Source organism: Nostoc sp. C057, from assembly GCF_013393925.1.
Lineage (GTDB): Bacteria > Cyanobacteriota > Cyanobacteriia > Cyanobacteriales > Nostocaceae > Nostoc > Nostoc muscorum_A.
The window spans coordinates 169,437-193,903 of sequence record NZ_CP040282.1; the positions used below are offsets into that span (position 1 = coordinate 169,437).

The 24,467-nt window shown below is 42.1% G+C and carries 22 protein-coding genes and 8 pseudogenes; 18 read left to right on the top strand and 12 right to left on the bottom strand.

Features of this window, described 5'->3' with window-relative positions; translation table 11 throughout:
* The first annotated feature begins 67 nt into the window (after positions 1 to 67).
* The 4 genes from tpx (at position 68) to FD724_RS32420 (ending at position 2,086) form a co-directional block, all read left to right on the top strand.
* Positions 68 to 568 (top strand): thiol peroxidase, encoded by a 501-nt coding sequence (gene tpx, locus FD724_RS32410; protein WP_179075826.1) that lies wholly within the window; start codon positions 68 to 70, stop codon positions 566 to 568.
* Between the two features lie 273 nt (positions 569 to 841).
* Entirely contained in the window at positions 842 to 1,075 is a 234-nt protein-coding gene (locus tag FD724_RS32415) for a thioredoxin family protein (RefSeq protein ID WP_179075827.1), read from the top strand.
* Between the two features lie 114 nt (positions 1,076 to 1,189).
* Positions 1,190 to 1,315: a hypothetical protein gene (locus FD724_RS41250; RefSeq protein WP_256874623.1), complete on the top strand. Its 126-nt coding sequence runs from the start codon at positions 1,190 to 1,192 to the stop codon at positions 1,313 to 1,315.
* Between the two features lie 63 nt (positions 1,316 to 1,378).
* A complete protein-coding gene (locus tag FD724_RS32420) occupies positions 1,379 to 2,086 on the top strand; it encodes an MOSC domain-containing protein (protein WP_179075828.1) in 708 nt (235 codons plus the stop codon).
* Positions 2,087 to 2,785: 699 nt separating this feature from the next.
* On the opposite strand, the gene FD724_RS41255 is transcribed toward FD724_RS32420, so the two are convergent.
* Together FD724_RS41255 and FD724_RS32430 are read right to left on the bottom strand one after the other, a co-directional pair.
* A complete protein-coding gene (locus FD724_RS41255) occupies positions 2,786 to 2,923 on the bottom strand; it encodes a hypothetical protein (protein ID WP_256874624.1) in 138 nt (45 codons plus the stop codon).
* 233 nt (positions 2,924 to 3,156) lie between these two features.
* Positions 3,157 to 4,425, bottom strand: a complete 1,269-nt coding sequence (locus FD724_RS32430; protein ID WP_179075829.1) for an RNA polymerase sigma factor — start codon at positions 4,423 to 4,425, stop codon at positions 3,157 to 3,159.
* A gap of 169 nt (positions 4,426 to 4,594) precedes the next feature.
* Between FD724_RS32430 and FD724_RS32435 the strand changes: the two genes are divergently transcribed.
* From FD724_RS32435 to FD724_RS32455, 5 genes and pseudogenes are all read left to right on the top strand, one after another.
* Positions 4,595 to 4,981, top strand: coding sequence for a YciI family protein (locus FD724_RS32435; RefSeq protein WP_179075830.1), 387 nt, complete (start codon positions 4,595 to 4,597; stop codon positions 4,979 to 4,981).
* Positions 4,982 to 5,181: 200 nt separating this feature from the next.
* Positions 5,182 to 5,680, top strand: a pseudogene (locus FD724_RS32440) (VOC family protein).
* Between the two features lie 86 nt (positions 5,681 to 5,766).
* Positions 5,767 to 6,199: pseudogene (locus FD724_RS32445) on the top strand (YciI family protein).
* Between the two features lie 84 nt (positions 6,200 to 6,283).
* Entirely contained in the window at positions 6,284 to 6,694 is a 411-nt protein-coding gene (locus tag FD724_RS32450) for a VOC family protein (protein ID WP_179075831.1), read from the top strand.
* Positions 6,695 to 6,954: 260 nt separating this feature from the next.
* A complete protein-coding gene (locus FD724_RS32455) occupies positions 6,955 to 7,599 on the top strand; it encodes a glutathione S-transferase family protein (protein ID WP_179075832.1) in 645 nt (214 codons plus the stop codon).
* Here FD724_RS32455 and FD724_RS32460 read toward each other — a convergent pair.
* The 4 genes and pseudogenes from FD724_RS32460 to FD724_RS32475 all read right to left on the bottom strand — a co-directional run bounded on the left by FD724_RS32460 (position 7,590) and on the right by FD724_RS32475 (position 11,070).
* Positions 7,590 to 7,748 carry a hypothetical protein gene (locus FD724_RS32460; protein WP_179075833.1) on the bottom strand — a complete coding sequence of 53 codons (159 nt, stop codon included), beginning with the start codon at positions 7,746 to 7,748 and terminating at the stop codon, positions 7,590 to 7,592. The genes FD724_RS32455 and FD724_RS32460 overlap by 10 nt on opposite strands.
* Positions 7,749 to 7,859: 111 nt before the next feature.
* Positions 7,860 to 9,187, bottom strand: a pseudogene (locus FD724_RS32465) (IS701 family transposase).
* A 239-nt stretch (positions 9,188 to 9,426) separates the two neighbouring features.
* A pseudogene (locus FD724_RS32470) lies at positions 9,427 to 10,350 on the bottom strand (transposase family protein).
* A gap of 426 nt (positions 10,351 to 10,776) precedes the next feature.
* Positions 10,777 to 11,070, bottom strand: coding sequence for a hypothetical protein (locus tag FD724_RS32475; protein WP_179075834.1), 294 nt, complete (start codon positions 11,068 to 11,070; stop codon positions 10,777 to 10,779).
* 229 nt (positions 11,071 to 11,299) lie between these two features.
* Here FD724_RS32475 and FD724_RS32480 point away from each other — a divergent pair.
* From FD724_RS32480 to FD724_RS32510, 7 genes and pseudogenes are all read left to right on the top strand, one after another.
* A pseudogene (locus FD724_RS32480) lies at positions 11,300 to 11,420 on the top strand (aldo/keto reductase); the annotation flags it as partial.
* A 187-nt stretch (positions 11,421 to 11,607) separates the two neighbouring features.
* Positions 11,608 to 13,009 (top strand): annotated as a pseudogene (locus tag FD724_RS32485) (Rieske 2Fe-2S domain-containing protein).
* 22 nt (positions 13,010 to 13,031) lie between these two features.
* Positions 13,032 to 13,769: pseudogene (locus FD724_RS32490) on the top strand (SDR family oxidoreductase).
* Between the two features lie 100 nt (positions 13,770 to 13,869).
* Positions 13,870 to 14,238 (top strand): glycosyltransferase, encoded by a 369-nt coding sequence (locus tag FD724_RS32495; protein ID WP_179075835.1) that lies wholly within the window; start codon positions 13,870 to 13,872, stop codon positions 14,236 to 14,238.
* Positions 14,199 to 15,014, top strand: coding sequence for a glycosyltransferase (locus FD724_RS32500; protein ID WP_179075836.1), 816 nt, complete (start codon positions 14,199 to 14,201; stop codon positions 15,012 to 15,014). Before FD724_RS32495 ends, FD724_RS32500 begins: the two co-directional genes overlap by 40 nt.
* 41 nt (positions 15,015 to 15,055) lie before the next feature.
* On the top strand, positions 15,056 to 15,211 hold the full coding sequence (locus tag FD724_RS41260; RefSeq protein WP_256874625.1) for a hypothetical protein: 156 nt from the start codon (positions 15,056 to 15,058) through the stop codon (positions 15,209 to 15,211).
* A 223-nt stretch (positions 15,212 to 15,434) separates the two neighbouring features.
* Positions 15,435 to 15,626, top strand: coding sequence for a hypothetical protein (locus FD724_RS32510; protein ID WP_179075837.1), 192 nt, complete (start codon positions 15,435 to 15,437; stop codon positions 15,624 to 15,626).
* 436 nt (positions 15,627 to 16,062) lie between these two features.
* Here FD724_RS32510 and FD724_RS32515 read toward each other — a convergent pair whose 3' ends face one another.
* Positions 16,063 to 16,752 carry a CPBP family intramembrane glutamic endopeptidase gene (locus FD724_RS32515; RefSeq protein ID WP_179075838.1) on the bottom strand — a complete coding sequence of 230 codons (690 nt, stop codon included), beginning with the start codon at positions 16,750 to 16,752 and terminating at the stop codon, positions 16,063 to 16,065.
* A gap of 971 nt (positions 16,753 to 17,723) precedes the next feature.
* On the opposite strand from FD724_RS32515, the pseudogene dinB reads away from it, so the two are divergent.
* Positions 17,724 to 18,787 (top strand): annotated as a pseudogene (gene dinB / locus FD724_RS32520) (DNA polymerase IV).
* Positions 18,788 to 18,831: 44 nt separating this feature from the next.
* Here dinB and FD724_RS32525 read toward each other — a convergent pair.
* The 3 genes from FD724_RS32525 to FD724_RS32535 form a co-directional block, all read right to left on the bottom strand.
* Positions 18,832 to 19,116, bottom strand: coding sequence for a hypothetical protein (locus FD724_RS32525; RefSeq protein ID WP_179075839.1), 285 nt, complete (start codon positions 19,114 to 19,116; stop codon positions 18,832 to 18,834).
* Between the two features lie 617 nt (positions 19,117 to 19,733).
* Positions 19,734 to 19,904 carry a hypothetical protein gene (locus FD724_RS32530; RefSeq protein WP_218651547.1) on the bottom strand — a complete coding sequence of 57 codons (171 nt, stop codon included), beginning with the start codon at positions 19,902 to 19,904 and terminating at the stop codon, positions 19,734 to 19,736.
* Positions 19,905 to 20,246: 342 nt separating this feature from the next.
* Entirely contained in the window at positions 20,247 to 22,214 is a 1,968-nt protein-coding gene (locus FD724_RS32535) for a hypothetical protein (protein ID WP_179075694.1), read from the bottom strand.
* A 128-nt stretch (positions 22,215 to 22,342) separates the two neighbouring features.
* On the opposite strand from FD724_RS32535, the gene FD724_RS32540 reads away from it, so the two are divergent.
* Positions 22,343 to 22,522, top strand: a complete 180-nt coding sequence (locus tag FD724_RS32540) for a hypothetical protein (protein ID WP_179075841.1) — start codon at positions 22,343 to 22,345, stop codon at positions 22,520 to 22,522.
* An 88-nt stretch (positions 22,523 to 22,610) separates the two neighbouring features.
* On the opposite strand, the gene FD724_RS32545 is transcribed toward FD724_RS32540, so the two are convergent.
* Together FD724_RS32545 and FD724_RS32550 are read right to left on the bottom strand one after the other, a co-directional pair.
* Positions 22,611 to 24,074: a DNA cytosine methyltransferase gene (locus FD724_RS32545; protein ID WP_179075842.1), complete on the bottom strand. Its 1,464-nt coding sequence runs from the start codon at positions 24,072 to 24,074 to the stop codon at positions 22,611 to 22,613.
* Positions 24,071 to 24,463 carry an ASCH domain-containing protein gene (locus FD724_RS32550; RefSeq protein ID WP_179075843.1) on the bottom strand — a complete coding sequence of 131 codons (393 nt, stop codon included), beginning with the start codon at positions 24,461 to 24,463 and terminating at the stop codon, positions 24,071 to 24,073. The genes FD724_RS32545 and FD724_RS32550 overlap by 4 nt, the downstream gene beginning before the upstream one ends.
* Positions 24,464 to 24,467: the final 4 nt, after the last annotated feature.

Here is a 24,467-nt window from a genome sequence, read left to right on the forward strand (position 1 = left end):
TACAAGTAAGGATAACATCATCTTCTTTAAATCATCAACTCAATTTTCTTAACAACATGAGGTAGAAATGGTTACGTTCCACAGTCAACCCGTAACCTTAGTAGGCTTAAAACTCAAAGAGGGCGATATGGCACGTGATATTAGGGTGAGCGGCAGCGATCTGTCGCCAGTGCTGCCGCTAGATTGTTCTAGAGGAAAGGTGCGGCTATTCCTCACATTGCCTTCGCTAGATACTCCAGTCTGTGCGATCGTAACGAAAAAGTTTAGCAATGCTCTCAAAGGACTAGGTAATACCATAGTTGCCTATGCAGTATCAGCAGATTTGCCATTTGCTCAAAGTCGCTGGTGCGTATCCGAAGGAATTGAGAATATTATTATGCTCTCTGACTACCGAAGTATGGATTTTGCTAGGGGCTGGGGACTACTAATTCAGGAATTAGGACTACTGACCCGTGCTATTTACGTGGTAGATCAAAGTGGTAAGGTAACTTACCGCGAGATTGTACCAGAAATTGCTTCTGAGCCAAACTATGATGCCGCGATCGCTGCTATTTGGGCAAGTATGTAGAATGAGAGGCTGAAAAAAAACCTATTTCCTGGGTTTTCTCTTTCTACCCCCTTGACAAATTATTTTGCTTCACTTATTGTTTAGGAGTCCTAACTAATTTAAAAGTTTTCGTACTTCGTACTATAGAAATCCGACTTCAATTTTGAGAGTGTACTGAGACTGAAAGTCTTATTCATTAAGCCTTTTATCTTAAAAAAGTTTAAGTAATCAAACCGGATTCCTATATTTAGGATTAGGACTAGCAACGCCTAATAGTTAAGAGTAAATTAGAATATGAAAAACGCAGTGTTTTACCACGCAGGATGCCCAGTATGTTTGGCTGCTGAACAGCAATTCACAACAGCTCTTGACCCATCACAATATGCCCTTGAGATAGTAAATCTTGGTAATGAAAGCTCACGTATTTCTGAAGCAGAAGGTTTGGGTGTGAAATCAGTACCAGTTTTGGTTATTGACAATACACCTTTCCATATCAACTTCGGCGCTTCTATCAATGACCTGAAGTAGCCTTCGATTCCTGGGTAGTCTTATTCAACAGCAGTTTATAATCAAGGAATAAGTTTGAAGAAAGAAAAACCTTCTTTCTTCAAGCTTATTTTGAGAAAAATAATCAGATGTTGCGTGGATAAGTATCGTCTTCTCAATTGTGATTTTCACGATCAGTTAGAAGCACTAGCGACTTTGCATCAAACCTCTCTGATTCTCTATCGCAATGCGGTTGAAGAGTTAGAGACTTCCAAAAAATAAATTATCCCCCATTTTTTATAATTAGTATATGCAATATACCGCAATCCGTGAGTCCATATCTTAATGAAAATACCCTATCTAATTTCTATTCAGGTAGGTCTTCCTAAATATCTGGGTGTGGAAAATTCTCATGATCTAAATGATCGCCGATGGTCAACTGGGTTTTTCAAAGACCCAGTTGAAGAAGCAGTTTGGTTGGGAAAAACTAATTTAGATGGCGATGGACAGGCTGACTTGAGATATCATGGAGGACCTGAAAAAGCAGTACTCGCTTATGCTGTTCAGCATTATCCAACTTGGCAGGTTGCACTCAATCAATCCGAACTGTTGTACGGTGCATTTGGAGAAAACTTTACTGTTGCAGAAATGACAGAAACATCAGTTTGTATTGGCGATACCTATGAGATTGGAACAGCATGTATCCAGGTTTCCCAGCCTCGTCAACCCTGTTGGAAAATATCACGACGTTGGCAAATAAAGGATCTAGCATTGCAAGTTCAGAAAACAGGCAAGACTGGCTGGTATTTCCGTGTTCTCAAGGAAGGTTATGTGAAACGGGAGCAGTTCTTTGTTCTGTGCGATCGCCCCTTCCCTCAATGGACGATTGCCTTGGCTAACGATATTATGCATCATCAAATAAATGATCGAGAAGCTTCTGCTGAACTGGCTGCTTGTCCTTTGCTTGCATCAAATTGGCAGCAAACCTTATCTAATCGTGCAACCAAAGGTATAAATCTAGATCCCAAGCCTCGTCTGTTTGGAGTTGACTAATTATGCGATCGCACTCGGTAGTTCTGAAGAAAGTTCAGTATTGTGACTTTAGACAAAATCTGTCCAAAGCACAAGGTATAAGTTGTCTGCCTTTGAACGTGAAACACTGATACTATCGTAGGCAAATTTCTTCTGCCATAAAACTAATACAGTTAAAAGTTGTCTCAAAGTTGAAAACCAAGGAATCACTTGTCACACAGTTGAAAAACCAGCTAAAAGTTGTCCGAAAGTTAGCCTCGCTTCTGCCTTTGATTCAAGCCTACCAGCAGTTCAGCCTGCAAGCGAAGCAGTAACATCAACCGGACTCCAAGTTACGGTGATGCCAGTTATATCTCCTTTCACTCCTCGATCCAAGCATAAGTTGTCCTATTGTGACAACTTATGGCTAAAGTCACAGCTTTGAATTTAAAAATTAAGTATACCCGATCGCGGTTGAAGACAAAATAAGATACCCTTATCTTTTATCCGACATAAAATACGATTAATACCTTTTCTCCAGACAGCTAAGTATTTAAAGTGTTATTTTATACTTTAAACACTTAGGCTTAGTGAAATTTTGCCGCAGACTAGAATGGCACGCTTGTTAATCGCAAAGCCCTGATATAACAAGATTTTTGAGTGTGGGAAGTGTGGGGAGGGTGGGGAGAAAGAGGAGAAATTGAATAACTGCACATCAATGAACGCTGCATTGCCCTATATTCACAGAGCGATGGCTTCTCTGCGAGAGGCTCCGCGAACGCTCGCCGCAGGAACCGCACTACGACAAATGGCGATCGCTCGTTTAAAATCATTAGTACCAATCGAAACGTGCGAGAGAATGCTGGGATTGTTATCCATGTCGGAATCCTCTATCAGTTGAGGTGGATGTGGATGTGCCAGAGAGCCGATTGGTGATTTGCTGCACCCTAACACAACTTGATGAAACGATTGGATTATAACAGTACTAAAGTACTAAGCCGACTTGTCTTCTTTTGCCTTTTGTTAAGTTACAAGTTCACCCTGTTAGAAGATTTTTCATTTCTTTTTCCACGGCATCATGGATGCCTGGCGCTTTAAACTGTTGTAAAGCCTTAGCCGGACTGAATGTTAGGTTGAACTTCGCGCAACCGACGTTCCAGAAAACGACGCTCACTGTCATTTGTCACTAATTCTAGTGCCCGTGTATAGCTCTGGGTCGCTTCCTCTAACGCTCCAACACGCCGGAATAAATCTGCACGGGTGGCATGAAAGAGATGATAGCTGTCCAGTTCTGGAGCAAGGCTATCAATCAGTCCAAATGCGGCTTGAGGACTGTCTGCCATTGCGATCGCCACTGCTCGGTTCAAGGTAACAATGGGTGAGGGCTGCAAGCGTTCCAACACCTCATAGAGCCGCACGATCTGCGCCCAGTCTGTTTCTTCGGCGCGGGTTGCCTGACAATGGAGGGCTGCGATCGCCGCTTGCAGGGCATACACTCCGGTTCTACCCCGCAACGCTTCCTCTACCAGAGGTAACGCCTCAGCAATCTGTAGATGGTTCCAACGACTGCGATCCTGATCTTCTAGCAAAATCAAATCGCCTGCCTCATCTAGACGCGCATTGCGCCGCGAATCGTGCAATAACATCAGCGCCACCAGTGCTGTGACTTCAGATGGGGGTTGGGGTGCCAGTAATTGCCGCACCAGTTGCCCCAAGCGAATCGCTTTGATGCAGAGGTCAGCCCGCACGAGCGCATCTCCTTTGGTTGCGGCATAGCCTTCGTTGAAGATGAGATAAATGACTGTCAGGACTGCCTCTATCCGGGGAGCGAGATCAGTCGTCTCAGGTACTTTGTAAGGAATGCCTGCATCTCGAATTTTGCGTTTAGCACGAACTAACCGTTGTGCCATTGTTGCAGTCGGTATAAGAAAGGCGCGGGCAATTTCGTCGGTTTCCAGTCCACCCAACATTCGGAGGGTCAACGCTACTTGAGTTTCCGTTGCCAGTGCCGGGTGACAGCAGGTAAAGATTAATCGCAGGCGATCGTCTTCAATTTCATCACTGTCATAGGTTGGTTCTTCAGTGGATGGAATTAAGCCAGATGCCGCATACCACTCCAGTTTTTCGGTCAGTTTCGTGCGTCGTCGGAGGCGATCGATCGCCTTGTACCGGGCAGTTCGGATAATCCAGGCACGGGGACGATCAGGAATACCGTCGCTTTCCCACTGATTCACTGCCGCTGTAAATGCTGCCTGTGCAGCTTCTTCAGCTACATCAAAATCTCCGACCAGCCGAATCAGAATAGCGACAATGCGCCCCCATTCAGTTCGATAAAGGGCAGCAATTGCTTGAGCCACATCTATTTTTGGGATTGAAGCCATACCTTTGACAAAGAGACATAAAGAATTTTGGGCAAGGTGTCGATTTGAGCAATTGCCGTTCGACTGACTGATAAAGGGAGATAAGTTCAATTGTACTAGACAAAATTTTTGCACTCAGGTGTCGATTTGGACAATTCCCGTTCGACTTAATCACAAAGGAGGCAACCGAATGAAATATTTGCTGCTGATTTATATGGACGAAAACGCCATGAGCGACACCGAGCGGGAGCATTGCTATGGGGAATCTGCCCAACTCGCCCAGCACTTGCATACTCAAGGACAATTTCTGGCGACGGCTCCACTCCATCCTGTTGCAACCGCAACCAGTGTCCAAGTCCGTGATGGCAAATCACTCGTGACCGATGGACCATTTGCCGAAACCCGCGAACAACTGGGTGGATTCTTCCTCGTTAATGCTCAGGATTTGGATGAAGCCATTGCGATCGCCACCCGCATCCCAGGTGCAAAAGTCGGCACCGTCGAAATCCGTCCTGTCATCGAAGTTGCGGGACTACCAGCACAGCTCCTGACCAAGCCCCGTTGGGGCGGGGTATAGGGTGTGGGGTGTGGGGTGTAGTGAATATTTAGCCCCAACAACACTCTTGGTTACAAGCCCCGTATGAGTCAAGACGATAGCATTGGTGGGGGTTCAAGCCCGGACTAATGCAGTCTTCCCTACACCCTACACCCTACACCCCACACCCCACACCCTTCTTGTTGACCGTCCTTAACCGCTTGAACTCAAGGAGAACCCTCATGCAAAACAATTCCAAAATCACTCCCTGTTTATGGTTTGATGATCAAGCCGAAGCCGCCGCTCAGTTTTATACGTCGATTTTTCGCAATTCCAAAATTGTCCACGTCAGTCGATATGGAGACGCTGGACAGGAAATTCACGGAAAACCAGCCGGAGCCGTCATGACTGTCAGCTTTGAACTTGATGGTCAGCCGTTCACAGCACTCAACGGTGGTCCGACCTTCAAATTTAACGAGGCGATTTCCTTCCAAATCTTTTGCGATACCCAGGCGGACGTGGACGATTACTGGCAAAAATTGTCTGCTTATGGGGGATGAAACCGCACAGCAATGCGGCTGGCTCAAAGACAAATACGGTGTCTCCTGGCAAATTATTCCTCGCATTCTGATTGAGTTACTCAACCACCCCGACGCGGCAACCTCTCAAAAAGTGACCACTACCATGCTGCAAATGAAGAAGATCGAGATTGATGAACTTAAGCGTGTCGCTGCTGATTAGCGGTTCCTTCGGAGTTGCGCTTTGCGCTAATCAGCACACCCAACCCTCGCAATCTAACTCAAAACCATTCAACAGGAGATTTCACAATGAAAGTCATGGTCTTTGTCAAAGCAACCCAAGACTCTGAAACTGGGGTCATGCCGAGCGAACAGCTTTTAACTGAAATGGGGCAGTACAACGAAGAATTAGCTAGGGCAGGTATCTTGCTCGCCGCTGAGGGGTTTCATCCTAGCTCAAAAGGGGTGCGAGTTCACTTTTCAGGAACCGATCGCACCGTCACCCAAGGACCTTTCACTCCAGCGCAGGAGCTAGTGGCAGGGTACTGGCTGTGGCAGGTGAACTCAATGGAAGAGGCAGTTGCTTGGGTCAAGCGCTGCCCTAACCCTATGCCAGGAGACTCCGAGATTGAGATTCGTCCCGTATTCGAGGCAGAGGATTTTGGTGAAGTCCTGACACCCGCCTTAAGGGGAGCAGGAAGACCGCATTCGCGCTCAACTTGAAACGCAGCAGCAAGAGTAACGTCATCAACAACCGCGCAAATGATGTTTATATGCGAACGATCCGCTCATCAAAACGCAGAATCGATTACAAAAGGAGAAATCAATGAAACTCAATTCTTACCTGATGTTCAACGGCAACTGTGAGGCAGCGTTCAAGTTCTATGAACAATGTCTGGGTGGCAAGATGACTATGATGATGACACACAAAGAAGCACCTTCCGCCGAAAATGTCTCACCGGAATGGCAAGACAAAATCATGCACGCTTGCCTTGAACTAGATGATCGCCTCCTGATGGGATCTGACTGCCCACCAGGATACTTTGAAACCCCGCAAGGTTTCTACGTACAAATTAGCGTTCCTGAAATCACTGAGGCAGAACGGCTTTTTCACGCTCTAGCAGAAAACGGCAAGGTGAAGATGGCGATCACGCAAACCTTCTGGTCATCGCGCTTTGGCATGTTGACCGATCAGTTTGGGACACCGTGGATGATCAACTGCGAACAAACCATCTGAGCCGAATGGCACGCTTGAAAAGCTGAAACCTCCTTGCTGGCAGGGTGTGGGAGGTGTGGGAGGACGGGGAAGAAGTCTTACCCCCCACACTCCCCACACTCAAAATCTTGTTATATCAGGGCTTTGCGATTAACAAGCGTGCCATTCCCCATCTGAGCCTATACCAACATCTGTTATTCGTCCTTTGTCCTTTGTAAATAGCCACTGACCACTGACCAACAACAAGATGAAAGATATTTGCACATCACTGAGGTTGATTCATGAAACTCTATGAATTTGCTCCCACGCGATCAATTCGAGTTTGCTGGGTTCTCCAGGAACTTGGGGTGGAATTTGAAGCAATCTCCATCAATATACGGGCAGGTGAACACCGTACACCCGATTTTCTCACCATCAATCCCACTGGCAAGCTCCCTGTACTCATCGATGGCGAACATATCATCACTGAATCCGTAGCCATTGCTTTGTACCTCGGTGAGAAGTACCCAGAATCTAACCTGGTACCTACAGACTTGCTTCTGCGAGCACAGCTTTATCGTTGGCTCCTCTTTACTGCCACCGAATTGGAACAGCCGCTATGGCGTATCGCTCGCCACACGTTTATATACCCAGAAGAGTTGAGATTGCCTGCTGAAATACCTCTCGCTCGGCAAGACTTCACCAGTATGGCTGTCGTTTTAGAGAACCATTTGTTGGATCGGCAGTTTGTAGTGGGTGAACACGTCACAGTGGCTGATTTTGTGCTTGCTTACACACTGGATTGGGCGAACGAAGTTCAGCTACTCGTCACTTTCCCCACGCTGGTGGACTACATGGAACGAATGTACAAACGACCAAAGGCATCTGGGCGAATCGCAAGCTGCACTTGCAAGTCTCAACCAGACCTCACAATGATTTACAGATAACCCAATAGAACCCAACCAAGCTGAACAAACCTCACCCATGCCTGCTCAACCGCTACAACTATTGCTGATTCATCATCTAAATCTATATCTACGTTAGATTCTGAAAGTATTTCGAGATATCGCGTTTCCCAGGCTACTGAAGTACACACGAACCTTTTATATCAAAACAAGTAGCTTTAAAAACGTACCTCACTAGATTGAGAAACGCTATATCCCTCTTCTGTCACTCTCCGGAATAAGCAAGTAGTAACTAAATGAAATTATCCAGAAGCATAATAGGGTTTAAATTGATTCATTGCACTAATTAATTGATTGAATCCCAGCAATAAATTAGAATTTTGGAAAATATGTATCCAGGGATAAATCAACCAAAATAGTAATAGTGGTTGGGCAATGAGACGCAAATTATTTAAAGTGTTTTTCCATCCGCATTCATGGTTCCATTGTTGATGATTAGAAAAATCAACATCACTATTTTCTTGTAACTCAGGTTCAATTTGACCAGATTTATTTAAGCCTAACAAGGTGGAAGAATTTAAACTAATCATTGTGTAAACACAAAAAATAATTTCCCACCATCTATCAATATGTTGAAAATTTGTGAAACGATAATCTGTCCAGCCTAATTCCTGCTTACACTGTCGAAAACCATATTCTACCCAGGTTCTTAATCCATATAAATCACCTAAAGTTTTCTTGAGATTACCTTGAAGATTTGTCATTACAAATGTTGTTGAATTTTCTGGCATAGTTTCTGGGTCAGTAGTTATTTCCCAGTAAGTTATGGCTCTTTTTTACCATAAATTATTTCCCTAATGTATCTAATTTCTGATTTATCATTGCTAAATGTTCTCTCAAATTTACACCACTTGTTCGCTCTAACCCTCTGTCCTGCTGGCAGCCAGACTCCATGATTATTTCTTATCGCTACGACATAATCTAATTTATATTCAGCTAGTTTTCTAATAAATTCGCTACTTTCACCATATAAACTATCCGCCAGTACTAATTTAATAGTAAAGCCTGATTCAATTAGCTCTGTAATAATTTCTGATGCTAACTCTATTTTAGTTTTATATTTATCTCCTTCTTTTAGCGTCCCTTTTGGTTTGAATATTTTTACACTTAAAGGAAAAGTTATATTAGAGTAAACTCCATAAACATTGACTGAAACTATTCCATTGTCGACTTTTCCAACACTCCCTAAATATTGCCTGGCTACATAATCAGTCTTTCTACCTTTTTTCCTGTCTCCTGTTTCATCTATTACTACTGTAATCGCATTGCCATCTAAGACTTTTTTGAGTTTATTTAATCTTCGTTGTTTTAATTCCTCTACTGACCAATCTGAATTAGCTAAAAAATGATGTAATGACTGTGCAGAATTTATACTTACGGCTTTCGCTATCTCTGGTAACGATTTTCTTTTAATTGGTGACATTATTCCCAGATGTAAATATTTGAAGCACTCATAATTTCTTACTTCCTTAAACAGGTCTTTATACTCTGCACAATATTCATCTATAATGGCAACTGTTGGGTGGGCATCTCTTGCCAAATGTTTCAGGATTTGTAATTCTACATCCATTGCCCTGCTTATCTTCCAGAGTTTTTTCTTTTAATCCTTTTATTCAGAATACTCGGAAAGTGACAGAAGAGGGATATCTGTATTTTAGACATCTCCGAAAACAGTTAAAGCCTTTGTGTGGCTAGGCTGTAGCCCGTAAATGCAATCATCTTAAATTAGTTACTCTGTACGATAAAATAAGACTTTGAGATATTTACTGTTGATAATTAGGCAAAAATATTTAGTTATATGCGGTAATTTCAACCTGATGATATAGCCGATATTTCTAATGGTAATATTAGCGCTCGAATTCGTAACCTTACTAGTCCACAAATCGTCAAGATTACTTGCTCATATTTGTGGGGGATTTAACCTAAATCTTTCTTGAACAACTCGAAATATTTTGACTGATCGAATTCGATGTTCAACAAAGATCCGTTTAGATGAAAATATTTTATTTTGTTCTTTTTGTTCAGTTGTTAGTTCTCGATTTCTTGGTTTCTTAATTGGAGTTGTAATTAAATCTTCTCCAATATATGCCTTATCCCCTTTAAATCTTTGTTTGGCATCAAACTCTAACCGATATTCTCGAAACAAAGTTATATCGCTTTTTGGCCCAGGTTCACCTGCTACAACATCAACGATATCGCTAGCATCAGGTAAAATAATCATTTGAGTTTTAAATGTATGATTACTCTTCTTGCCTGAAAAATATTTCTTTTGCTCATTATTGTCTCCAGGTCTTTCTCTAACTTGTTCATAGCTATCTACTATTAATTCATATTCTGTGAGTATTTCTTTTACTACATCATAGTCAGAAGCGTTTTTTTTTATTTGTTCAAGCAAACTGATGGCAGTAATTCTCGCAAGTTAGGCAACCAATAGTTAAATGTATCATTGGCGGTAGACTCGCTTACTTCAAACTGAATACCTAGAAGTTGGAAGGTTGTTAAATGCCGGAGATACACCAAAGTTAAAATGATTTGTTCGGGAATAGGTAATTTTGGTTTGCGACCTCCTCCACCAGCAATAACTCTAACTTTCTTAGATTCTAGCGAAGCTTGTTTTTCATGATATAAACGTTCCGCATTTAGGATTAATTGTTGTAACTGTTCATATTCAAGTCCTATTAACCTTTGTGTTTGTTTAGGATTCTCTTCAATGTAATTCAGTATATTGCTCATGCTCCTGTGCCAAAATCACTCTTTAATGTTCTTTATCACAGAATGATACTATTTTGGAGATGTCTTTTCTAGGAACAGTTCGTACCATTCTTGAAAAGTTTCTGGGACTAAATAGTTTTCTCGCTTCTTTAAATGAAATTTTCTCCCATCCAGCATCTGTAACTATTTCGTTACCAGTCTTTGTAATAAACAGATTTTTCTTCTTCTACCATCCAAGGGAAGGATGTCTTCTGATGTTTTCTCTTTCGTTTACCCATTGAGCTATTGCAATGTCTATCGCCTTGCCGCCTAAGCGTCTACGCACTCAACTTTAATGCTATCGTTGATTATTTAGTAGGCTTCTTTACCAAAGAGCAACTCCTGTTTGTGACAGTACGTACACCGTAGGAGCAACGTATTCTTTTTTGCCTATGTTCATCAGGAGTATCACCCACAAAAGTCATCTACCCGAATATCCCGCCAGACATCAGACACTTGCCAGCCGGAATTTCCCACAGATTGTACTGGAGGATTATCAAGCAATGGAATATAGTCAGGAACTCTAGGCTCTGAAATCGCTACTGTTTTCTCCTCAACTTCAACCACAGGGGCAGTAGAATTGTCAGTATTAGCTTGAAGAAGTTGGTCTTCAGCCTCCTCGATTAACTTCATCTGTCTCAGGGTAAGCTTGTCGGATTTTTTGATGATTTTCTTTGTATGTATCTCATTAGAAGTATTCATTGATGTTTCCTCGAAGGCATTGGTTTAAAATTTGTCTGAGTAAAGTTGCAAGAAGTTAGGTATTAATAATTGCACAGAATTAACAAGGTACACCAAATCGATGGAAAATACGAGTCCCAAATTGTAAGAATTTATTAATTGGACATAAATATCTTTTTCGGGCAGATGCCTAAAAGCGATCGCAGTAGGATCATTGTCTAGAAGTCAAAATTCTTTTGGGTTTTTGACATACGTTGACCTGTACCAATGCCATCGCTACGATTCAAAATACGCCTTTGGAAGAAACTATGACGGCACTCGCTGAAGTAGTGCGTCAGGGAAAAGCTCGTTACATCGGCTTTAGCGAATGGAAAAAGTTTTTGCCAAAAAGCTAGGGCTTTTGCTCTATAAGGAGAACCAAGTTCTTAATTTTGGATAAAGTCGAGCTTAGTAGCTATTCATAAAATCATTTATGGAAATGCGATCGCCATACAGCCAATGTTCATACTAGCTAAAATAAATCTGAGAGTAGGCAATAAAAATTAATAAACATCAAAAATGTTTGAGAAAGAAGTCAATATCAGAGATAGTTTTCACTCAAAACAGCCTGGGGGCGGTAGCGATCCGAATAGTTTTGATTATAAAGAGACATGGTATCCCATCCATTACCTAGAGGATTTAGACAAATCAAAACCAACGCCTTTTACAGTGCTGGGAAGAGATATTGTAATTTGGTGGGATAGACTTGCCCAATCTTGGAGAAGCTTTGAAGACCAGTGTCCTCATCGTTTAGCACCGTTGTCTGAAGGCAGGATTAGTGACGATGGGCTGTTGGAATGTCCCTATCACGGTTGGGCTTTTTCTGGCGATGGAAATTGTCAAAGGATTCCCCAACAAGTCAAAGGTGGAACAGCAGAGATATCAAAACGAGCTTGTGTGGCATCATTACCAACAGTTGAAAAGCAAGGACTACTATTTGTATATGTTGGTGAATATGAAAATGCCGCCAAAACCGAAGTTCCAATAATTGAACCATTAGAAGAATCTCCAGAAGGATGGGTTGTAATTAATACATTTAGAGATGTACCTTATGATGCATTAACACTATTAGAAAATATACTAGACCCTAGCCACATATCGTTTACACACCATAAAACGGTAGGCAATAGGGCAAATGCAGCACCTTTGGAACTTGAAGTGATTGAATCTGGGAAACATGGATTCAAAGGGATTTGGAAACAAGGTTTGAAACCAGGGCAATCAGGAGAGTTATCTACAACCTTTGTCGCTCCAAGTTTAATGTGGCACGACATCAACTCCCAGCGCGGCAGAATTCTAACCGTTGTTTATGCTACACCCATACGTAAAGGAGAATGTCGTGTATTTGCACGTTTTCCTTTTAAGTTTCCTGATAAACTTCCAGGTTGGTTTATTAAGCTCAGACCGCGTTGGTATTACCACATTGGACAAAATGGTGTTTTAGAAGACGATCAAATTTTTCTCCACTATCAAGAAAGGTATCTTGAAGCTAAAGGAGGTAGCCCTAACTTTAATAAAGCCTTTTACCTTCCAACCAAAGCAGATAGTTTTGTATTTGAATTGCGTCAGTGGGTAAACCAATATAATGCTGAACCATTTGGCAAAGAGACTTTTTCTCCCCCATTGGCAAAGTCCGTGCTTCTGGAGAGGTATCATTCTCATACGGAAAAATGTGCCAGTTGTAGCTCGGCGCTTTCTATTATTGAGCGATTGAGATTTGGGAGTGGAGTTGCAACAGTACTTACTTTGGCTTGGACTCCAATGCTTTTTTATTTTTCAGACAACATCAGTTGTAGTAGTTGTGATTGAAACTCTAGCTCCCTTAATCTTTGCACTAGCATGGCTCGGACTAAGTAAGTTAGTTACTCAGTTTTATGATGGACGAACCTTACCTCCACGAAACCGACCCGAAAAAAACTGAAATCTAATAATACCAGAAATATATGAGTAAGCTCATCTTAATTACAGGCATAAGTAAAGGTCTAGGTTATGCGATGACCGAGGGTTTTATTCAACAGGGACATACTGTTATTGGTTGCGCCCGTTCATCAGATGCTATTGATAAAATACGCCAAAAATTTAGTGCGCCCAACGATTTCACATCTGTAGATGTGGCAGATGAACACCTTGTCAAAAAAATGAGCCCAAGACGTACTTCAAAAATATGAACCGCCAGATATAGTAATTAATAATGCGGCAATTACCAATTATCCAGCACCTTTGTGGGAAATATCATCTGAAGAATTTTCTGATCTGTATAGATATCAATATCAAAGGAGTAGCAAATATAATTCGCCATTTCGTACCAGAAATGGTAAAAAACAAACAGGGCATTATTGTCAACTTTAGTTCTGGCTGGGGACGTTCGACTTCACCCCAAGTTGCACCATACTGCGCTTCTAAGTGGGCAATAGAAGGATTAAACTCAAGTCGCAAGTGACTTTTTCGCAAGTCGCAAGTAAGTTTTGTAACGGGGATTTAGACCCCGCATAACATACTTGCGGTTTGGTATGGCAGCTATACCCCTTAATCCAGGGATTATTCATACAGATATGCTCTCTATTAGTTTTGGAGAAGAAGCTGCTAATTATACACCCGTGTCCGATTGGGTATTGAAAGCTGTGCCATTTATTCTCAATTTAAAACCCAAAGATAACGGGATTCCCTTGACCATTTCATGAGATTGATCATGCGTGAATTGTTTTGACCAGTTACGAAAAAACGGGCTGATCTAAACTGTATTGGTTTATCGCCCAGAGGCACAGGAAATTAGTACAATTTTTGAATACTGGAGTTTTCATTTTGAAAAAGCATTTGAGCCAAAGTCTACCTATAGCACCAAGTCGAAAACTGAAGATTACGATCCTAACAGTAGGTTCAAGAGGAGATTTGCAACCATACTGCGCTTTGGCTATTGGCTTGAAGCGTGCGGGGCATGAAGTAACGATTGCAACGCATGAGAACTTTGAGTTATTTGTTAGGAAGTTTGATTTAAAGTTTGCACCGATCGCTGGCAATATGGAAGAGTTTCTACAATCGAAACAAGGACAGCGATTGATTGCGGGAGAAAAGTTGAAAAAGAAGAAGCAGATAAGCTTTTACTTCAACAGTTGGAATCAGCTTGGAGTGCGTGTCAGGGAAGTGAGGTAATTATCTACACGCCGTTAGCTACCTTTGGATATCACATTGCAGAGAAATTAGGCGTATCTTGCTTTTTTGCATCAGTTCTGCCGTTGACTCCTACAGGGATGTTTGGGTTTTTGAGATTTGCTCAAATAACTAAAAACCCGCTAAAGAAATTAATCAACTATGGCAGCTACTTACTAGTAGAGTTTTTGCACTGGCAAAGATATCGTCAACTGCTCAATCACTTTAGAACAGAAACTTTGAAATTGCCGCCTTTACCATATTTGGGCAGACGCTTCAGACAGAATACTCCGGCGAATGTATCAAGAATCCCTGTATTGTACGGGTTTAGTTCGCACGTTATCCCAAAACCCCGTGACTGGCCTGCATGGGTGTATGTAACTGGGTTTTGGTTTATTGACCAAGCCTCCGAATACGAGCCACCCTTGGAACTAGAGGATTTTCTTGGGCGAAAGCAATTACCTTTGTGTTTTGGATTTGGGAGCATGACGATGCCCAATCCAGAATATCTCACACATTACATCGTGGAAGCCTTAAAGAAAACCCATCAAGGCGGGATTATATTGTCAGGCTGGGGTAACGTTGGAAGAACGGTGAATATAAAAGATTCGCTACGAGTGTTTGTGATCAAGGAAGTTCCGCATGATTGGTTATTTCCTCAAGTGCCAGCAGTAGTCCATCACGGAGGAGCTAGTACAACGGCGGCAGTGTTACGTGCAGGGACACCATCAATTACTGTACCTTTTTTGCAGATCAGCCAGTTTGGGGAGAAAAGCTAACTCGGTTGGGAGTCAGCCCACAACCGATACCGTACAAGAAAGTGTCAGATAAAACTTTAGCAGCAGCGATTGAAATCGTATTGGGCGATGAGGTGATGCGGAAGAAAGCACAAGAGTTGGGTGAGAAGATTAGGGGTGAAGATGGTGTGGCGAATGCTGTTGAAGCATTTCATCGGCATTTGGGTTTGATTGGGTGAGAAATCCCAGACAATTAAAGAAGAAGTCAGAAGACAGAATTCAGAATTCAGAATCACAATCGCTTGGAGATTCAAACCCTAAGCAATTGTAGACACCGTATAGACAGTGGGAATTTGAACCCTTTTACTCATTGATTTTTCATTCAGGAGTCATTCTGAATTCTGACTCCTGACTCCTGAGTTCTTTTATTTAAATACATCATCACACCCACAACACCAGTAAATGTCTCAAGTTAAAGTTGATACCGTACTCTGTGTCAACAGCAGTGTCCTAATGGTTTTTTACACGCCAGGGCATTGCTGGCAGTTTCGGATTATCAGCCGGACAGGTGGCATATTCGGGGAACAAAAGATTTATTACACGGCGGAGGCAGCTTTGAGGATTGGATTAGAGTGGTTGCGGGATGAACGGTGATGAGTGCGTATACAATCCAAGGTCAGCATTAATGGCAAGAGACAATCGTTTTTAGTCAAGATGAATTGCTTGAAATTGTACAGCGATTTTTTAATTTGTCGCTCCACTAACTATGTGGAGGTGAATTAATGGAAAAGAAAAGTTGGCGATCGCTACAATCAATATTTCAAGTACTTATACAGAGGTGTTAATACCTACTATTGTATAAAATAAATTTTAGTGAAAAGGTAATAAATGTAGTTTTATATACTCTACTGAGATGAGTAACTCAGTAGAGTATTTTTTTGAGAGTCACTGCCCTTGAGAAATCGTCTTGTCTTGTTGCAACCCAACAAAACCTCGTTCTAACAATCATGAATTAAAAACGTATTGCTCATGGTTTATGTCATTATCATTACCTGAAGGAAGCTATTATTCCCATATTAGTTTATCTTGATTACACAAATATAAGCTGCCAACCAATGAGGAAAATTGCTATGTCTGCAAAAATATGGCTAATGTATCCAATCCAAATTGAACGATAATTTAAGTAGCACCATGACCATATAATACCTGCAATAAACACGCCGCAGGAGCATAATGCTGTTGCACGCCAGTCGAAGTAAGCTGCTAAACCAATAATATGGTGAATCGTAAAAAACAGTGCAGACAGTATTACAGCTAAACGACTTGATACTAAAATTTCACACTGACGATAAACAAACCAACGCCAGACAAATTCCTCAAGCAAAGAGTTAATAAATATCCAATATCCTGCACCTAGTAAATAAATATTAAAGCTACTGAATCCAACTAGCCTTGCTCGTTCTCGAACATATTCAGTATCAATCCACCGCCAGCCCAATAGCCAATAAACAGTTAAGATAACAAATAACATTATTAATCCTAATCCAACTCCAGCCAGCAAGTCGGATCTTTTAGGATATTGAATTTTTAAAGCATTTTTATCGACAAAAGACAACCAAATAACTGGAAATAATAGAAGCCATACTTTTGATAGTAAAGCTACTAAGTATCCTTCTAATCCGGGTAGGAAGTACAATTGGGTTGCAACACCAATACTTGGAGCTGGCACGAGCAGCATCAGTGCTAGTAATGCCTTTTTGTCTAAGGTTATTTGGAGCATATTAAAAATTTAACCTATCAGAAATTTAGCCTATCAGAAATTTAGAACAAACAGTATTTAAAACAGCCCAAAAATGAACGATAAAATCACTCCTAAGATTGAATTAGGGTAGTTAATATGTTTATTAATCATTGGAATTTTAATGTTATATTTATATAAAATAATATCCATGCAAATTGCCTAAATAAGCTAAATGAAGACTAACAATAAACATTCCAAACCTGCCCCAATTAACATGGCTATTTTGTACCAGAATTAATCAACATTACAGCTAACCCAATAATTACTCTTGGTATGAAGCTAGAGACTGCTGCGAAACATCCAGTAGATATGGCAAGTAGTTTTTGGCTTTAGGTAAACTTAACTATGTTGTGATGTAAAGCAGTAGTGCAAAAGAAATTGTGCCGCACAATCTACTAATAATTACTGTGGTAAATATGCATAAAAATATTTGCATTAAGGGATTAAAACTAGGGATATAAATCTTTAGAAACATTGTATTGCAACTAATTAAATAAGGTAATTGATTAGGTTGACACTCTTGTAAGTGGATACTTTTTAAAAGGATATATCTCTTAAAAATCAATCTAATTACCTGCTTGCTTATGTGACACTCGTTGTTTTGGCATAGGGTTGTTGTATCTAAATTAGTCTTAACAATAACCAAGGTTAATATTTCAGCATTCACCCAATCAAGAATGAGTTTAATGGAATAAGGGATAGTGCCCAAGATAGTGATTGTTCTCACCACCGTACCAAGAAAAAATGTTGTGTGTGATGTCACTCTTTGATGGTAAGTGTGAGCAATGACGCATTTACCCGAACATCACCTCAGAACGAATAATTGGTATTTGAAAAAGTAGTGCTAATGTACTACAAGACTGGTAATATAGTATTTTACTAAGCACCGATTAGCCTAACTTTCTAATGCTTCACTCTGCTTGCAAGTGAGAAAAATAGTTCACATAGATATGGATGCGTTTTACGCATCGGTGGAACAGAGGGACAACCCTAGCTACCGAGGTAAACCGTTAGTAGTCGGTGGCAGTCCGAATCAGCGAGGTGTGGTTGCAGCAGCCAGTTATGAAGCCCGTAAGTTTGGCATTTATTCCGCAATGCCTTCAGTAACCGCTTTTGCGAAATGTCCTGGGCTTATCTTTGTCAGACCGAGATTCGATGTTTACCGAGATATTTCCACTTCAATCCACGCCATATTCAAACGTTACACTGATTTAGTGGAAGGGGTTGCGCTAGATGAAGCATATCTTGACGTTACTGAGAATAAGCAAAACATCACCTACGCTTCAACTATTGCAAGACACATTAAAACTGCGATTTTCCAGGAAAATAAGCTGACAGCAACCGCCAGGCGTGTCGATTAACAAGTTTCTTGCAAAAATGGCATCAGGTCAAAATAAACCCAATGGACTAACAGTGATTTTGCCAGAGGATGCGATCGCATTTGTAGAGCAGCTAGCGATTGAGAAGTTCCACGGCATTGGAGAAGTTACGGCGGCGAAGATGCACTCACTCGGCATTCACACTGGCGCAGATTTGAAAGAAGCGATCGCTCCTGGAGCTAACACACCACTTTGGTAAAGCAGGTAATTATTACTATAAGATTGCCAGGGCAGAAGATGACCGCCCAGTTGAAGCAAATCGAGTTCGCAAGTCCATTGGTGCAGAAACCTCATTTGCACAAGACTTAAGCGATATCAGCCAGATGTTGCAAGAAATCGAGCAGATTGCCTCCCTTGTAGAGCAACGGCTACAGCAGCATGAAACGCGAGGACGCACATTAACTCTAAAAGTCAAGTTTTCTGATTATCAGCGTTTAACCCGTAGTAAGACAATGCTTGCTCCCATCAGTGAACTATCTACGATTTTTGAGATAGCCAAAGCGCTGTTTGAGTCAATTGAACTGGAGAATCGTAGTATTAGGTTGCTGGGTATTTCCTTATCCAACCTGGATAATGCCAAAAAAAACCAAGTAATTCAATTGCCATTATTCCAAAATGCAGGCATTATATTTTAGCGTAGGCTAGCAAGAACCGCAGGCATAGTGCTGTTTAAATACTGTCACCCACGACAAAAATCATCAACCCTCAACTCGCGCCACACATCAGACGGTTGCCACCCGGAGTTACCCACGGAGCGGAGGGGGCGATAGTGTTCAGAAATGTATTCGGATTCGGAAACGTAGTCTTCAATGTACACAGGTGGATTGTGTTCAATTACTGGTTCAGGAATATTTTGGCTCTCAAGCATCTCAATGGGTTCAGTTGGTGGTGGGGTTGCTTCTGTTTTCTTGCGAACTGGGTTAGGGTTTTTTTTGATGAGTCGTTTCATATCTATAGGAATCATTCGGCTTTGCACAAAGAAGGGATATCCCAGAATACAAGAACTTATCAGCGAATCCGAGGCATTTTGCCAGAAAGTTAGTTGTATGGGCGTGGATTACTTTTTAGAGACGGGAGCGGAGCGCGATGCCGAATAGCCAGTCGTAGAAACGGATTTAACAATAGCTATGATGTTGTCTACTCGCATATCGAAACATATTTGCCGACCATTGGTCGGCAAATAAGCGAGAAAGTGAAAGCTAAATTCTCAATTCTTGTGCAGGCTCCTTGCAAATCCGTAATTGTCGCCGCTAGACTTATTGCCTCCACTAACTATGTGGAGGCGAATTCATGGAAACAACGTCGTTATCCCTGCTAATTACGACTTTTTCTCCTCTGCTATACAAAAGCGAAAATGAGAAGTTGATTTCTCTTGCGTAGCGATCGCTGCCCTTGAAGAGTCCCAGGGGTAACGCACGAATATGACCTATGGTGTCAAGAGATAGCGGCAGTGCTTGATGCGATCGCTGTAGATAAGATGTTGAGTACTTATAGAGAGGTATAAATAGTTGCCAAATTATAAATTGAATGTTTGTAAAAGATGATTATAGTAAATTTATATACTCTATTGATGTGAATAACTCAGTAGAGTATTTTTGTGAAAGTGCGCCTATGGTAAGCGATCGCCTCTCCTGTGCCCAAGTAACAACCGCCCTCCACAGCCGACGATTGTTCCTTGGGTAATGGTGGATTCATGTTTGACCAAATTTTGACAACCATTGGTTTACACGCATTCAGCCAAGGGTGTTGCATTGGGCTTGGTTTATTGCGTCTAATCCCTGTATAGTGCAGCTTTAAAAGTTTTTCGCTCTTTTTGCATAAAGTACAAAACTTGAACTGAAGAGTATTACATGGCAAACGAATTATATGTAAAGCATGGACAAGATTTTAAAAGTCCCCTATTTTATTTCCCTTTTCAAGTGTTGCCCTGGACTCCTTGCCCAAGATAAGGGTGAAATATTCTAGAGCGGTAAAACTTGCTAGAGGTAGGTTGGAAGCATAGTATACTCGTTTGATATTTTCTAAGACACATAGGTAATTAAGCTTTTAGTCTCACCTCTCCAGTTAGTTTTGCCGTTCTAGCTAGTGATCGCCCTAACTTCTTTTTTCCTGCTGGGCTTTCTTATCCCTATGATCTCTACCACTCATAGTAAAAGCATTGGCTATTTGAGTTGCGCGATATTTTTTATACTCTGGAGTTTGGAGATATTTCTCAATCCACTGATCGCCTTGTATGTCGCCTAAATCTCTTGTATATACCTTATAAGTTTTGGGGTCTATGCCACATTTCTGCAACTGCATTAAAGTGGTGTACATTTGATGCATATCGGGCTTGTAGTGACCGCTTTTATCAGATATCTCTTCAAGCGTGCCACCTATAACTTTGATTGCTCCAGCACCCTTGACTGGAATTCCAGCTAAGGCGCTTGAGTGGTGATACTTACCTTCCTCATGAGCATCTGCATAGAACTTACCATCGGGGCTTAAAACAAAGATCATCCAATTCTCTCCACCATCCGGCGCACCTAAAGCTGTTTTATCCATCGAGCTAACAGAATCTCCAGAGGCATCTGTCCATTGACCGCCGCTAATGGTGACTTCTTTGTTTTTACGCTCTTCTTTTGACTTTAGATATTCAACTCTCTCTTGCCTTTTTTCTTCTCTTGTTTGCCTGATTTCCTCTTCGCGTTCTGGGTCAGACTGTATTCCAAGGTATGAGTTTCTCTCCTTAATCTTCTCGTCTTCCTCAAATTCTTCCTTTTGCATTTTTAGCTCTAGCCAATCCCAGAAGGAAATTGTATCTGGCGGCGATGAAGAATCTGTAGCGTATCCCGAAGTTTCTTTCCACTTCCAGAAATCAGCAACACCATTTTTCTTTTGTTCATCGAACGCCGTTCTCATGTCTTGATCTCTATTCTCCTTCTCATCCAGCCATTCTATAATTCCACACTCTTGGACCCACTTTGCAAATTTCCCACCTTGGTTCGAATAATTCCCACCGAGTTCAAAGGCAGGTCGATGCAGTGCATCCCATGCCTCTAGCCAGTAATTTTCATCGCTATCTTCTCCGTATATCGAATCCGAATAGTTTAAAGTTTTCGTCTTGCCAGGTATTTGACTCGTAGATGAATCTGTTTTGACTATCTTCTTCAATTTCTGCCAGCGTTGTTTCCCGGTTTTATCTCCCTCTAAACTCTCACTTTCCTGCTCTTGTGAGTTTACCTGCGATTCTTGAGGTTTAAAGTCCGATGCTTGTGATTCAGCCGAAATGCTTGATAAAGGTTGTGATTCCAATTGCTGCGCTTCTATCTCTGCTTTGATAGGCTCAGACGCTACCTGGGCTGCTTTTGGTTTTCTCGCTCTCTGCTGCCGTGCTGTTTCTATATCTACTCTTTGTTCTTCTGCTATTTTTTCAAACTTTGTAATAGCTTCTTTAACACTAACCCTTTGGATAATATCCCCGCTTACTTTGTTTTCTTTAAACTGTATGCCATCTGTGACACTTGCCACTTTAGCTGACTCACTTTTTGTCGTTTTCCTGTCGATTACATCTACCTCAGCCCCTAGTCGATCGGGCTGGCTCTTATCTATTTTATGATTAGGCATCGGTGCATGAATCTGCTGTACTACCTGACTTGCTATTTTGTCGGCTTCTTGCTCGTACTTATCCCCCGTTTCCCCAATAGAAAGCTGAGGCTGAATTGTTGTGGCTGACTCTGTTATCGGAGTTCTCTGCTGATTCTTAATGAGAATTTCCAGCAAATCAGGCTGTCCCTTAGTCTGTTGCTTTTTCTGAACCCAGAAGTCATCTATCTTGGCTTGCAACACGCCCAGCTTTTCTTGCTCCTCTGGTGTGATCGTGCCATACTTCTGCTTAATTTCCAGCCCCGTTGTCTCAAACTTTTGTTGCTGCAAGGTCTGATTTTCAATTTCCACCTTCGTAAGAGGCGTTTTTGATACTTGTTGAGCCTGGATACCAAAGGGACGATGTGCCAATTGTGGGTTGTTCTGGGGTGTTTGGGAACTGGTAGCGGTCGATTTGTGGACTCTTTGGAATCTCATGTTGTACCTTGTTTTCAAGCACAAGACGTTTCAGTATATATATCTATTAAATACTTATGTACTTCGCAGAGCAAGTATAAATAAACAAAGTATAAATGATTGCCGAACTCACCAAATTGCTAAAAGACATGCATACGCTAACTGCTGATATTCACGAGGATACAGATTGGAAAGATGTGCGACTATTAGATAAACCACAAAACGTACCTGAAAACAAGTTTCCCAACGAAACCCAACCGCGCACCCCTCGCCCCCGCAAGACACTCCACCCTCACCCTGACACCACCGCCACCAACCGCCCTCGATAGAATTCCTACTGCAACCCCGAAAGAAAACCCAAAATCCCCAATTCCGACCAATCCCCCAAATCTTCGTCATGCAGAGGGACAAGGTTAGTCATACAGTCATTCCTAATAATTTGCTCTGTGCAGATATAAATAGTTGTGTTGCAAAACTGGGAGGCACGGAATAGCCAATGATTGACCCCGCCGTAGCAGTCTCTTTTGGGAACTCATACCAGGACGGAAATCCTTGCAAAATGGCTGTACCTTGGATAGACAAAGACTTGACCGTACCATCAGGCAAACAGATATCAGCGAACTTACTACGGTTGCAGCCTTTGTGATCTGTGAAGTGGGATCGCAGAATGGTATTAGCGGGGTGCGACCCTGGCTTGTACTTGGGTAACTTGCGTCCCCCCACTCTTTCTATTAGCAGTGGTGTCGGCGCATTCCCGGCTAAAAATTTCTCCAAAGCTTGTTGCTGTTTAGGTAGCAGCTGTGAATCAGCCATTGTAGGGATGAGGTGAGCGATCGCTGAGTACCAACCACAAGGTGTAGCTCCCGAAGGTAGGGCAACCCGAAACCCCCTACTTGCAATCAGGACTAACCGCCGCCGCGCCTGGGGCAACCCAAAATCAGCCATGTTGACCACGTTGTAATCAACCGAGTACCCCTCTTGTTCTAAAGCTGACAGAATGATACTGAAACTCTGACTAATCTGATAGCGTGGGACATTTTCGAGCGTAAACACCCGTGGCTGCAACTGTCGGATGGCTTCTGCAACTGCGAAGGCAGCCGTCAGATCATCAGCCGTTTCAATCCCAATACCTGCTTTTGCAGTGTGAGCTTGGCTGAAGTTGGCGCACACCGGGGAGGCGTGGAGGTAATCGGGGCGGCGGGGAAAACCAATAAATCCTGACTGTACTACTTCTTGAACTGTTAGTTGGATTATTCTACAGCCATACTCGCTAAAGTTGTAGTGATGGCTTTTGGCGATCGCCCTGCTCAAGTCTGGTTTATTTGGGTCATGTTCCACTGCAATGACTGGGCGAATACCAGCCTGTAACATCCCCGCTTCAATCCCACCGCCACCAGCGAATAGTACTACGGCGATCGGTGCATCATCTGGGAGTACTGGTTTTAATTTTGTGTTCTCAAAATTTTTGCAGACATCTAATTTTGGTGATAGGTTTTTGGTTTTCGCTTTTTTGATGAAGGCGATGATGTCTTCTCTTGTTGCCCCCTGTTGTTGCATTAGACGGATCATTGTCACAGCGCCAGGGGGAATTGAACCTATACTTCGCCCTTTCCATATTCCATCAACTCGTTCTTCCCAGTTGTATCCCCATCGCCACTGAATCGGGTTGTTTAGGTCACGCTCACCTATAACTCGTGGGTAAAAAACTATTGAACCATCAAGTAGCTTTTTCTTTTCGAGATACGGATAGAGGCATCCTTGACCATGAATTTGTGAGCTTTTAAGGTCGTCCTCTAAGAATTTTTCGGGTGTTGCAGATAACTCAGCTATTACTGATTTTGCTTTCGGAGGTAGGGTATTGCTTGGGGCTGTTTTAATCATGCAGCCACCTCCATCACCAAATCATCTGGCACTTCAAAAATTCCTAACCGCCCAATGTAGGGAATTGGTGTAATCTCTCGCGGATTCTCCAGCTTCCAGTGGTATTGCCCAGCCATTCCCCAGCCAGATGCAACTTGTGAAAACTTGCAATCAACTATTGTGACAATGCCAATAACTTGGCCGCGACGTAGAGAGATTAACTCTGGGATTACTACCCCCATCCCTTGGCAAAATTCTCTCGCTAGCTGGTACTCTTTCTTGGTACAGGTTTTGGCGGCGTGAATGAGAATATCGCCCCGATAATTGATAGGCCAGCCACGGTTTTCAATATTTTTGAGAGCATAAATAATTGCCCATGCCCAAGGCTGACGAACAGATAGCGCTTTCATGAGT